The organism is Streptomyces sp. CNX435 (assembly GCF_059570575.1).
Genome location: NZ_JCANTA010000007.1, coordinates 1 through 12003 on the forward strand (window position 1 = coordinate 1; position 12003 = coordinate 12003).

General features: G+C 71.7%; 13 protein-coding genes. 7 read left to right on the plus strand and 6 right to left on the minus strand.

The genetic code is table 11. From position 1 onward, the window contains the following. Both T328_RS14195 and T328_RS14200 read left to right on the plus strand, forming a co-directional pair. Window positions 1-318 (plus strand): hypothetical protein (locus T328_RS14195; RefSeq protein WP_496496387.1); only part of this gene is annotated, 318 nt, incomplete at its 5' end. Window positions 319-426: 108 nt separating this feature from the next. Further along, the gene (locus T328_RS14200; protein ID WP_496496388.1) at window positions 427-1419 is read left to right on the plus strand and encodes a DUF389 domain-containing protein; all 993 of its coding nucleotides are present in this window, start codon (window positions 427-429) and stop codon (window positions 1417-1419) included. Between the two features lie 58 nt (window positions 1420-1477). Here the strand turns inward: T328_RS14200 and glmM are convergent, their stop codons facing one another. From glmM to T328_RS14225, 5 genes are all read right to left on the minus strand, one after another. Further along, the gene (glmM, locus tag T328_RS14205) at window positions 1478-2842 is read right to left on the minus strand and encodes a phosphoglucosamine mutase (protein WP_496496389.1); all 1365 of its coding nucleotides are present in this window, start codon (window positions 2840-2842) and stop codon (window positions 1478-1480) included. A gap of 178 nt (window positions 2843-3020) precedes the next feature. After that, window positions 3021-3518, minus strand: coding sequence for a 30S ribosomal protein S9 (rpsI, locus tag T328_RS14210; RefSeq protein ID WP_496496390.1), 498 nt, complete (start codon window positions 3516-3518; stop codon window positions 3021-3023). Window positions 3519-3559: 41 nt separating this feature from the next. Further along, on the minus strand, window positions 3560-4003 hold the full coding sequence (gene rplM, locus T328_RS14215) for a 50S ribosomal protein L13 (protein WP_420308338.1): 444 nt from the start codon (window positions 4001-4003) through the stop codon (window positions 3560-3562). 256 nt (window positions 4004-4259) lie between these two features. Continuing rightward, window positions 4260-4994, minus strand: a complete 735-nt coding sequence (locus T328_RS14220) for a GntR family transcriptional regulator (RefSeq protein ID WP_496496391.1) — start codon at window positions 4992-4994, stop codon at window positions 4260-4262. Between the two features lie 30 nt (window positions 4995-5024). Then, entirely contained in the window at window positions 5025-5564 is a 540-nt protein-coding gene (locus tag T328_RS14225) for a GntR family transcriptional regulator (protein ID WP_496496392.1), read from the minus strand. A 127-nt stretch (window positions 5565-5691) separates the two neighbouring features. Here T328_RS14225 and tgmA point away from each other — a divergent pair, with 127 nt between their 5' ends. From tgmA to tgmC, 3 genes are read left to right on the plus strand one after another with little or no spacing between them, the layout of a single operon-like run. Next, window positions 5692-5958, plus strand: coding sequence for a putative ATP-grasp-modified RiPP (gene tgmA, locus T328_RS14230; protein WP_496496393.1), 267 nt, complete (start codon window positions 5692-5694; stop codon window positions 5956-5958). 1 nt (window position 5959) lies between these two features. Further along, window positions 5960-6925, plus strand: a complete 966-nt coding sequence (gene tgmB / locus T328_RS14235; protein WP_496496394.1) for an ATP-grasp ribosomal peptide maturase — start codon at window positions 5960-5962, stop codon at window positions 6923-6925. Beyond that, window positions 6922-8082, plus strand: coding sequence for an ATP-grasp peptide maturase system methyltransferase (tgmC, locus tag T328_RS14240; RefSeq protein ID WP_496496395.1), 1161 nt, complete (start codon window positions 6922-6924; stop codon window positions 8080-8082). The genes tgmB and tgmC overlap by 4 nt, the downstream gene beginning before the upstream one ends. 18 nt (window positions 8083-8100) lie before the next feature. Here tgmC and T328_RS14245 read toward each other — a convergent pair whose 3' ends face one another. Beyond that, the gene (locus T328_RS14245) at window positions 8101-9732 is read right to left on the minus strand and encodes an ABC-F family ATP-binding cassette domain-containing protein (RefSeq protein WP_496496396.1); all 1632 of its coding nucleotides are present in this window, start codon (window positions 9730-9732) and stop codon (window positions 8101-8103) included. Between the two features lie 142 nt (window positions 9733-9874). On the opposite strand from T328_RS14245, the gene T328_RS14250 reads away from it, so the two are divergent. Continuing rightward, window positions 9875-10741: a hypothetical protein gene (locus T328_RS14250; protein WP_496496397.1), complete on the plus strand. Its 867-nt coding sequence runs from the start codon at window positions 9875-9877 to the stop codon at window positions 10739-10741. Window positions 10742-10870: 129 nt separating this feature from the next. Beyond that, window positions 10871-11833 carry an NAD-dependent epimerase/dehydratase family protein gene (locus T328_RS14255; protein WP_496496398.1) on the plus strand — a complete coding sequence of 321 codons (963 nt, stop codon included), beginning with the start codon at window positions 10871-10873 and terminating at the stop codon, window positions 11831-11833. The last annotated feature ends 170 nt before the right edge of the window (window positions 11834-12003 follow it).

The following is a 12003-nucleotide window of genomic DNA, read 5'->3' on the forward strand; positions in this document are numbered from 1 at the left end:
CGCTGGGCGGACAGCGACATGACCCGGTTCGATGGCGCGATCCAGCCGTACAGGGCCTGGCATCAGCCCGTCCGCTACGTCCAGGGCGCCTTTTCGCGTAGCTGCTACTACTTCAGCACGGGCGGAGAACACAGCGGCAACCGCGACCTGGTCCGGGCCGGCACGCCGGGCGACAGGACGCCGGCATCGCAGCGCGGCGGCCGAGGGCTCCAGGATCCCTACCGGCTCCGCTCGGAGAACGAGCTGTGGACCCTCACCGAATATCCGGGCGCCCGCAACCGGTTCATCTACGGGGTGCGCAGGCCGGCCTGCCCCTGACACCTCGTCGTGCGCGCCGGGGCCTCGGGGTCCCCCGCGCGCACGACGAGGTCACCGGCTTGTCCCCGGGGCCTCACCCGAAGTGAGGGCTACCGCTAGCCTCGGCGCATGCTGCACGTGCGGATCCAGTGCCCCACCGCCCGTACCGAAGAGGTCGTCGGGCTCCTCCACAAGACCGTCGGCACCGCCCACCTCGCGGTGCTCCGCGGCGCCTCCCTCGACCCCGCGGGCGACATCGTGCTCTGCGACGTCGCCCGCGAGGCCGCCGACACGCTGCTGCACCAGCTGCGCGAGCGCGGGCTGTACGAAGAGGGGGCGGTCTGCGTCGACCAGGTCGACCTGACGCTCTCGCGCCGCGCCGACCGGGCCGAGGAGGACGCGCCGGGCGAGGCGGCGGACGCGGTGGTGTGGGAGTCGCTGGTCGAGGAGACGCACGAGGAGTCGACGCTGTCGATCACGTTCCTCGCCATGCTCGGCGTCGCCACGCTGCTCGCGTCGTGCGGCGTGATGATCGACAGCGCGATCCTCATCGTCGGGGCGATGGCGGTGGGCCCGGAGTTCGGGCCGGTGGCGGGGCTGTGCGTGGCGCTGGTGCAGCGGCGGCCGCGGCTGGCGGCGCGGTCGCTGGGGGCGCTGCTGGCGGGGTTCGCGGTGGCGATGGCGCTGACGGCGGGGTTCAGCGAGGTGATGGACGCCTTCGGGCTGTTCACGAAGGCGCATCTGGACGCCGTACGGCCGCAGACGGGGTTCATCTGGGCACCGGACTGGTTCTCGTTCATCGTGGCCCTGCTGGCGGGCACCGCGGGCACGCTGTCGCTGACGTCGTCGAAGTCGGGCGCGCTGGTGGGCGTCGCGATCTCGGTGACGACGGTGCCGGCGGCGGCCAACGCGGCGGTCGCGGTCAGCTACGGGCAGTGGGACCAGGCGCGCGGCTCGTCCGAGCAGCTGATGCTCAACCTGCTGGGCATCGTCGTCGCGGGCACGCTGACGCTGCTGGTGCAGAAGGCGTACTGGGCCTGGCACACGGAGCAGACGCTCGGCCAGCACCTCCAGCACGTCAAGCAGACGCGGTCGGCGCACCCCACGCACCGGCGGCTGTGACTGCCGTCCGCCGTACGGAGCCGGCGGCCCGGTCCCGTACGGCGGACGGCAACCGCCCTCAGCCCAGCGCCGACTTCACCACGTCCGCCAGCCGCCCCGCCACCGACCGGGCCTGGTCGGTGTCGGCCGCCTCCACCATGACCCGCACCACCGGCTCCGTACCCGACGACCGCAGCAGCACCCGCCCCGTGGCGCCCAGCTCCCGCTCCGCCTCCGCGACCGCCTGGCCGACCTCCGCGGAGCTGGCGACCCGGGCCTTGTCCACGTCCCGTACGTTGATCAGCACCTGCGGCAGCCGCTCCATCACCGCCGCCAGCTCCGCCAGCGGCCGGCCGCTGGCCGCCACCCGGGAGGCGAGCAGCAGCCCGGTCAGCGTGCCGTCGCCGGTGGTGGCGTGGTCCAGGACGATGACGTGGCCGGACTGCTCCCCGCCCAGGGCGTAGCCGCCGCGCTTCATCTCCTCCAGCACGTAGCGGTCGCCGACCGCGGTCTGGATCAGCGCCACGCCCTCGCGCTCCAGCGCCAGCTTGAAGCCGAGGTTGGACATGACGGTGGCGACGACGGTGTTCTTGCGCAGCCGGCCGGCCTCGCGCAGACCGAGCGCGAGCACGGCGAGGATCTGGTCGCCGTCGATCTCCTGCCCGGCGGCGTCGACCGCGAGGCAGCGGTCGGCGTCGCCGTCGTGGGCGATGCCGAGGTCGGCGCCGTGTTCGACGACGGCGGCGCTGAGCTGGTCGAGGTGGGTGGAGCCGTAGCCGTCGTTGATGTTGAGGCCGGTGGGGTCGGTGCCGATGGGGATCACCTCGGCGCCGGCCCGCTGGAACGCCTCCGGGGAGACGCGGGCGGCGGCGCCGTGGGCGCCGTCGACGACGACCTTGAGCCCGTCGAGGCGGTGCGGCAGGACGCCGAGCAGGTGCGCGACGTAGCTGTCGAAGCCCTGCTCGTAGCGCTGGACGCGGCCGACGCCGGCGCCCGTCGGGCGCTCCCAGGGCTCGCCGCGCTCGTGCTTGTGGTACAGCGCCTCGATCTCGTCTTCCAGCTCGTCGGAGAGCTTGTGGCCGCCGCGGGCGATGAACTTGACGCCGTTGTCGGGCATCGGGTTGTGGCTGGCGGAGAGCATCACGCCGAGGTCGGCGCCGAGCGCGCCGGTGAGGTACGCGACCGCGGGGGTCGGCAGCACTCCGACGCGCAGCACGTCGACGCCCGCGCTGGCCAGCCCGGCGACCACGGCCGCCTCCAGGAACTCTCCGGACGCCCGCGGATCGCGTCCGACCACCGCCTTCGGGCGCTGGCCTGCCGGCTGGGCGGCGTCGGCGATGGCGAGCACGTGTGCCGCCGCCACCGACAGCCCGAGGGCCATCTCCGCGGTGAGGTCCGCGTTGGCGACGCCGCGCACGCCATCGGTGCCGAAGAGTCGTCCCACTGATCTCCTCCGAGTGCTCCCGAGTGCTCAAAGCTGAGCGAATACGCTCGGCTACGGAACGTAAAAGTCCCTACGTGACCATACCCGCCGACCGTATGCCGACCATATAAGCGCGCCCCGGCGCCCTCCCGGATCTCTCCGGGGGCCGCCGGGGCTGAGCACACTAGCAGTACGATGATCAGCGCTTGCTGTACTGCGTCCCCTTACGGGCCTTCTTCAGACCGGCCTTCTTCCGCTCGACCGCACGGTCGTCACGGGTCAGGAAGCCGGCCTTCTTCAGCGGGCCGCGGTGGTTGTCGGCGTCCGCCTCGTTCAGCGCCCGGGCCACGCCCAGCCGCAGCGCGCCGGCCTGGCCGGAGATGCCGCCGCCGGCGATACGGGCGACGACGTCGTAACGGTCGTCCAGCTCCAGCACCTTGAAGGGCTCGTTGACTTCCTGCTGGTGCACCTTGTTCGGGAAGTAGCCCTCAAGCGTGCGGCCGTTGATCTTCCACTTGCCGGAGCCGGGGACGATACGCACCCGGGCGATGGCGTTCTTGCGGCGGCCGGTGCCCGCGGCCGGCTGCGGTTCACCGAAGCGCGCCGCGACCGACTCGGTGGTGTAGTCCTCGGCGGGCGTCTCGGTCGTGTACTCCTCGACGTCCTCGACGGGCGCCTCAGCGGTGGTCTCAGCCACGATTCTCCTCAGCTTCTCTGTCTCTAGGGGTGTGGCCGGGACTACTGCGCGACCTGGGTGATCTCGTACGGGACCGGCTGCTGGGCGGCGTGCGGGTGCTCGGCACCGCGGTACACCTTCAGCTTGCTGAGCATCTGACGGCCCAGGGTGTTCTTCGGCAGCATGCCGCGGACGGCCTTCTCGACGGCCTTCTCCGGGTTCTTGTCCAGCAGCTCGTCGTAGCGGACGGAACGGAGACCGCCGGGGTAGCCGGAGTGGCGGTAGGCCAGCTTCTGGGTCCGCTTGTTGCCGGAGAGGTGCACCTTGTCGGCGTTGATGATGATGACGAAGTCACCAGCGTCGACGTGAGGCGCGTACACCGGCTTGTGCTTGCCACGCAGCAGCTGGGCGACCTGGGAGGCCAGGCGGCCCAGTACGACGTCGGTGGCGTCGATGACGTGCCACTGACGCTGGACGTCGCCGGGCTTGGGGCTGTACGTACGCACGGTCGTAGCCTTCGCTTCTTCAGTGGGTGTTCTCTGACAAGGTCACCCGGAGATCACCGCAGCTGTAGACCGCGCCGGCGACGCAAACCGACGGCTGATCGCTGATCAATCGTCCTGGTGGACCAGGCGTAACGGCCTCACGCGTGAGAACGAGCAGCCAATACGCACAACGAACCAGCAGGATACCGGGGCCCGCCCCACCGGGTCAAAACACCCCCGCCACCGAGATCACCGCCGATCACCACCGCCGGGGCCGTCAGGTGAGCGGCACGCGGTACAGCAGCTCGTACAAATGTCCCGCCTTGACCATGATGGTCGCCTCGACGGGCCGGCCGTCATCGGAGTAGACGACGCGGAACGTCCGGGCGACCGGCACCTCGGTGGGCAACTCAAGGCCCAGGAACTCCTCTTCCGTGGGAGCCCGCCAGGAGACCCGGTCGACCATCTCGCGCGGCGGATATCCGCGGCTCGCCAGCAGAGTCGGTGAACCGCCCTTGATCCTTCTACGGTCCAGCAGCGCCGTCCCGCGAGCAAGGTCCATCGGGTAGTACGACCAGACCAGCTCCGCCGGCTCGTCGTCCAACAGCAGCAGCCGGTACCGCATGGCCGCAGTCTCACCCGCTGCCAGCCGCAGCGCCTCGCGCACCTGCGCCGACGGCACGACCTCCGCGACCTTGAGAATCCTGTTCACCCCGGACTTCGACCGCTTCGCGGCCTCGGAGATCCACGCGTACGGCTCGCCCCGCTCGGCCGGAGGCATCGTGGCCACGCTGTCGACGGCCAGCTGGGGACTGTCCCGTACGAAGACCCCGCGACCCGACCGCCCGACGATGAACCCCTCTGCCTTGAGGAGTTGCAGCGCCCGCTGGACCGTCTGGTTCGACACGTCGAACCGGGCCATGAGCTGCTCGGTGATCGGCAGCTGCGCCCCACGAGCGAGATCGCCCGCCATGATCTCGGCCCGGATCTGCGCGGCGATTCTGTGGTGCATAGGCCGGGTGTCCACATGCTTAGGCACGGTTCAGCCAACCCCGATGCGGTACCTGAGGTGTGTGCCTCGCGGCATGGTCATCACGCTCACCTCGACGGGCCGCCGACCGGCGGCGAAACCGGTGCGCGTCAGCACGAGCACTGGCTCTCCCACCTCCAGGGCGAGGGCCTTCCGGCGTTCCGCATCAGGAAGGTCCACGGTAACGTCCTCGCCGACTTCGCGAATGGCGTGCCCCAACTCCGCGAGCAGCGTCACCGCACCGCCGGGGATCTTCCGCGTCTCGGCCAGCCGAGTGCCACGGGCGAGGACGGCGGGGTAGTACGAGTCGGTCAGCTCCACGGGCAGGTCGTCCACATACATGATGCGTCGGCGGACGACGACGCCGTCCCCGGCACTCAGCTCCAGAGCATCCGCCACCTCGGCCGGGGCGTCGAGCTCCCGCACCTCGACGATGCGCTGCGAGCCACGCCGCCCTTCGCGTGCCGCCTCCTCCGCCCAGGCGTCACCTCGCCCCGCCACCCGCGGCACGACATACGACGCCGACTCGGACACCCACTTCGGTCCTGCCACGACTACCCCTTCGCCGACCGGTGCCCACGATAGCCGCCCGCCCGCTTACTGAACTTTCCACTCCGCGATTGCAAGCTTACTCATTAAGCTAGTAAGCTTGCCCTAACACCGACCTCGAAGGAGAAACGTGTCCACTCCCACGGCAGCACCCTGGGGCGTGCAGCGATTGGCGCTGTACCCGAACGTCACCCAAGTGCCCTGCACCCGGACGGAGATCGATCCGGAGACGCAGGCGACCCGCTACCTCGACGCGGACGGCAACCGCGTCGAGGCGGGCGGGCACGGCACTGGAACAACGACCGCCGACCCAACCGCGACGCAGTCCGACGGTGGTGGCCCCAACCCGCCCCCGCCCTCGGACCAAGACCTCACCGAAGACAGCGACTCGGACTGACATGGCTGACGCACCGGTTCTCGTCGTCACCGCGCTCGGTGACGTCACGGCGGATCTGGTGTTGGAAGAGCTACACGGCCTGGGTGTCCCGACCGTGCGGCTCGACCCCTCCACCGACTTTCCGCACACCGCCCACATGAGTGCCCGGATCGAACGAGGCGCCTTCACCGGGGATGTCACCACCTCGACCCGGCACCTCGACCTCTCGGACGTCCGCTCTGTCTACTGGCGCCGCCCGACGCCCTTCAGCAACCCGCAGGAGGCGGCGACTCCCGAGCAGCGTTTCGCGATCGAGCAGTCGCGGCGCGGCTACATGGGGATACTGCACACGCTTCCCAAGGTCCTGTACGTCAACCACCCCGCACGAAACCGCGACGCCGAGAACAAGGTGCTTCAACTCGCCACCGCAGCCCGCTTAGGGTTCGCGGTCCCCGATACCCTGATTACGGACGTGCCAGTGGACGCCGCACAGTTCGCGACCAAGCACGGAACAGTGATCTACAAGGCCGTACACCGCGTACACCTCGCGTGCGAGGACGGCCGGAACCGAACCATCTGGGTGCGCACTGTCCGGCCGGACGAACTCGACGACTCGATTGCACTGTGCCCTCACCTCTTCCAAGCCTGTGTGCCGAAGGTCGCCGACGTCCGCCTCGCCATGGTCGGGGGTGAAGCCTTCGCGAGCCGCATCGACACCGACGGCGATCACCTCGACTGGCGCCGGGACCAAAGTCTGATCACCTGCTCGCCTGTCTCTGCCCCCGACCCTGTTCGCGACGCCGCGCGTGCCTTCCTTCATACGTTCGGGCTCCGCTTCGGCGCCTTCGACTTCGCCATCGACGGTGACGGCCGATGGTGGTTCCTCGAATGCAACCCCAATGGGCAATGGGCGTTCGTCGACGGGGCCACCACCCGCGCCATCACGAGCGCACTCGCCGACACCCTCCGGAAGGGCGACCCCGCATGACCCAGGAAACCGCCGCCGAGCTGCGCCGCCGGCTCGTCGAGCAGCTGGTCGCCGACGACGTACTGCACCACCCCGAGGTGCGCCGCGCGGCCGAGGCCGTCCCTCGCGAGGTGTTCCTCGGCAGCGCGATCTACACGCGGAGCAGTCCCCCGGGCGTCACTGTCTGGACGCCCACCCGACGCGACGACACTCCCGCCAACGAGTGGCTGCGCCTCACGTACCGGAATCAGACATGGGTGACCCAGGTCGACGGCGTACTCGCCGAGGACGCCGCCGGGCCCCTCACCGGAGGCAGCCCGACCTCGTCCTCGACCCTGCCCGGCGTCGTACTGTGGATGATCGAGCAGGCTGGCATCACCCGCGGCAAGCGCGTGCTCGTCATCGGCACGGGGACGGGCCTCTCGACCGCCTACGTCTGCGAGGTCGCCGGCGACCAGAACGTGACCTCGATCGAGTTCGACGCCGATGCGGCAGAGCGCGCTCGTAAGGCTCTCGGGGCAGCGGGTTACGCTCCAGCGCTCGTCACCGCCGATGGTCTGCGCGGCTACCCGGACCGGGCCCCCTACGACGTGGTGATTGCGTTCTGCTCGATGCGGCACGTCCCGTACGGTCTGCTACGGCAGATCGTCCCCGGGGGCACGCTGCTCGTCACCCTCTCCGGCTGGAGTGCCGCGAACGGACTCGTGCGCCTCACGGTGGAGAGAAGCGGCGGCGCACAAGGCCGCTTCCTGCCCGGGTACACCTCGTTCATGATCGCCCGTCCTCACGACCACCCGCCGCACGGGCCGTTCGAGCTGCTGCCCGGAGAGGAGTGCCCGAGCCGGATCGACCCCGCCCTGCTCGACGACTGGACCGGCCGGTTCGTCGCGCAACTCGCCGCGCCCACCGCGGAACGCCTCGGCGCGGGCGCCGAGCAGGTGCTGCTCGACGTGGCCACCGGGTCGCAGGCGCGGGTCCGTGCAGCCGACGGCGGCGAGGGCTGGACGGTGATCCAGCGCGGACCGCTCAACCTCTGGGACAGCGTCGAGGACTCGGTCGCCATGTGGCAGAGTCACGGCTCGCCGTTCCTGTCCGAGTTCGGCATGACCATCACGCCGGGCGCCCAAAGAGTCTGGCTCGGCACACCGGACGGGCCAAGCTGGGCACTGCCTGTCTAGTGCCACTTGGAACGGGCGTCACCGCCGCCGGGCCACCCGGCCCTCGTCCCACACCGGCTCCGGCGTCTCCCGGACCCGGCCGTCCGCGCCGAAGAGCAGGAACCGGTCGAAGGTCCGCGCGAACCAGCGGTCGTGCGTCACCGCCAGCACCGTCCCCTCGTACGCCTCCAGCCCCTCCTGCAGCGCCTCCGCGCTCTCCAGGTCCAGGTTGTCCGTGGGCTCGTCCAGCAGCAGCGCCGTCGCCCCCGCCAGCTCCAGCAGCAAGATCTGGAAACGCGCCTGCTGCCCGCCCGAGAGCCGGTCGAAGGGCTGCTCCGCCGCGCGGTCCAGCTCGTAACGCCGCAGCGCCGGCATCGCCGCGCCCTTGTCCTTGGCGTGGTCCTTCCACAGGATGTCCAGCAGCGTGCGCCCCTGCAGCTCCGGGTGGGCGTGGGTCTGCGCGAAGTGCCCCGGCACCACGCGCGCGCCCAGCTTCCACGCGCCGGAGTGCGCCACCGTGTCTCCCGCGGGGCCCCCGGCCAGCAGCCGCAGGAAGTGCGACTTCCCCGAGCCGTTCGAGCCGAGCACGGCGACCCGCTCGCCGTAGAAGACCTCCAGCGAGAACGGCCGCATCAGCCCGGTCAGCTCCAGGTCTGCACACGTGATCGCGCGCACCCCGGTGCGCCCGCCGCGCAGCCGCATCCGGATGTCCTGCTCGCGCGGCGGCGCCATCGGCGGGCCGGCGTCCTCGAACTTCCGCAGCCGCGTCTGCGCGGCCCGGTAGCGCGAGGCCATGTCGGAGTTGAACGCGGCCTTCTGCTTGTACATCATGACCAGCCGCTTGAGCTTCGCGTGCTCCTCGTCCCAGCGCCGCCGCAGCTCCTCGAACCGCTCGAAGCGCTCCTTGCGCGCCTGGTGGTACGTGCCGAAGCCGCCCCCGTGCACCCACACGTCGCTGCCCGCGGCGCCCGGCTCCACGCTGACGATCTTCTCCGCGCTGCGCGCCAGCAGTTCGCGGTCGTGGCTGACGAACAGCACGGTCTTCGGCGTCTCGCGCAGCTGCGCCTCCAGCCACAACTTGCCCGGTACGTCCAGGTAGTTGTCCGGCTCGTCGAGCAGCAGCACCTCGTCCGTACCGCGCAGCAGCGCCTCCAGCACCAGCCGCTTCTGCTCGCCGCCCGACAGCGTGCGCACCTCGCGCCACTGGGCCCGCTCGTACGGCACGCCCAGGGCGGCCGTCGTGCACTTGTCCCACAGCGTCTCGGCCTCGTACCCGCGGGCCTCCGCCCAGTCGCTCAGCGCCTGCGCGTAGGCGAGCTGAGCGCGCTCGTCGTCCCGCTCCACGATGGCAAGCTCGGCCTCGTCGACGGCCGCCGCGGCCGTACGGATCCGCGGCGGGGCGACGGACACCAGCAGGTCCCGCACCGAGCGCTCGTCCCGCACCGAGCCGACGAACTGCGGCATCACGCCCAGCCCGCCGCCCGTCGAGACGCTGCCGCCGTGCGGCTGCAACTCGCCGGCGAGCAGCCGCAGCAGGGTCGTCTTCCCGGCCCCGTTGGCCCCCACCAGCGCCACGGCCGCGCCCTCGCCGACGCGGAACGAGACGTCGCCGAGCAACGGCCGCCCGTCCGGCAGGTAGTACTCCAGGTGCGCGGCCTCCAGGTGTCCCATGCCCCCCATCCTCGCGGTCCCCGGCGGCGCGGCGAAACGGGTTTTCCGTACCTCACCGGCCACACCCGTCCCGTACGTCCCGTGGACCCAACGCACCCACGCCGCCGTCCGGGTGACGGCGGACCCGGTTAAGATGCCCGCCATGAGCTTCGGGCAAGGGGGCTACGGCGGCCCCGGGGGGCAGGGGCAGGGATCGGGCTTCGGCCCGCCGGGATCCGGCGGGCCCGCGCCCGACTGGGGCGCGCTCGCCGACTCCGCGGCGGCCGAGCGACGCCGCAAGCGGCGGCTGCTCACGATCGTCGGCGGGGCGCTGGCCACGGTCGTGATAGCGGGCGCCGTGGCCGCGGCGGTCGTCACCACCTCCGGCGGCGACGACGACCCGTCGAGCAGCGCGTCGAAGGACCGGATATCCGGCGCCGGAAGCGAGAGCGAGAAGGGCGACCCGTCGTTCTCGTCCGTGGCTCCGCCGCCGGACCCCAAGGAGTTCATCGCCTCCGCGGACAAGGACACGGCCCCGCTGACCGTCGACAGCTTCTTCCCCAACGCGAAGATCACCGTCAGCGGCCACACGTACGAGCGCCGGGCCACCCACAGCACCCGCGAGTGCGCCTCCGCCGCCTCCACCAAGCTCGGCAAGGTCCTCACCGCCAACGGCTGCGACCGGCTCATCCGCGCGACCTTCACCCGCGACGGCAGCGCCGTCACCGTCGGCGTCGCCGCCTTCGCCGACGAGGGCCCGGCCGGCCGCGCCGCCGAGCAGGCGACCGGCAACCTGGAGTCGCTGTCCGGCAAGGGCGTGCCGGAGTTCTGCCGCGCCACCGCCTGCCGGCTGACGAGCAACACCCTCGGCCGCTACGCCTACTTCACCATCGCCGGCTACGCCGACGGCAGGGCCGTCACCGCCGACGACGCCGCGACCAGCGAGGCCGTCCGGGACACCGGCGCGTACGTCTACCGCCGCATCATGGACCGCGGCCGGGAGGCGGCGCTCAAGTCGACGGAGCAGTAGCCGAGCAGTAGCACCCTCCTTTCGGAGTCGGGCAGCCATTCGGGGTCGTCCAGCCCTTCGGGGGTCGTCCAGCCGCCGAAAGGCGCAATCCGCGTGGTGCGCCGGCGCGCACGGTGGTCGGCTGGGGCCATGAAGATCCTGGTCACCGGCGCCACAGGCGCCCTCGGCAGCCGGCTGCTCCCCCTGCTCACCGCGGCCGGGCACACCGTCACCGGCACCACGACGAGCGAGGCGAAGACGGAGCGGCTGCGCGCGGCGGGCGTGGAGCCGGTCGTGCTCGACGTGCTCGACGCCGCGGCCGTACGGGACGCCGTGGCGCACGCCGCCCCCGAGGTGATCGTGCACGAGGCCACCGCGCTGTCCCAGCAGACCGACATGCGCGCTCGCGACCTCCGCCGCCTCGACACCGCCTTCGCCACCACCAACCGGCTGCGTACCGAGGGCACCGACAACCTGCTGGCGGCGGCCACCGACGCCGGTACCCGGCGGTTCGTCGCGCAGAGCTTCGCCGGCTGGCCGTACGCGCGCGAAGGCGGCCGGATCAAGACCGAGGAGGACCCGCTCGACCCCTCCCCGCCACCCGGCGTGGAGCAGACCCTCGGCGCCGTGAAGCACCTGGAGGACGCGGTCACCTCCGCCCCCGGCATCGAGGGCGTCGTCCTGCGCTACGGCGGCTTCTACGGCCCCGGCACCAGCATCTTCCCGGGCGGCGAACAGGCGGAGATGGTACGCAGACGGCGCCTGCCGGTGGTGGGCGGCGGGGAGGGCGTGATGTCGCTGGTCCACATCGACGACGCCGCGGAGGCGACGGCCGCGGCGGTGGAGCGGGGCACGCCGGGCCTCTACAACATCACGGACGACGACCCGGCGGCGCAGAAGGAGTGGGTGCCGCGGCTGGCGGCGGCGATGGGCGCGCCGCCACCGCGGCGGGTGCCGGTGTGGCTGGCGCGGCTCGCGGCGGGGAAGTGGGTGGCGATGGTGATGACGGAGGGCAGGGGGGCGGCGAACGACAAGGCGAAGAGCGAGCTGGGGTGGCGGCCGGGGCATCCGACGTGGCGGGAGGGCTTCACGGAGATGTTCGCGACGCGGTAGGGGATGCGGGACGGTACGGGACGCGGGGGAGGCGGGTGGGTCCGTACGGGACGCAGGCCACCCGGTCCGCGCGGGCCCCACGGGCGGGCGGGTCCGTACGGGACGCAGGGCGCAAGCCCGGGCCGTACGGACCCCACGCGCGGACGGGCCCGTACGGGACGCAGGGCGCA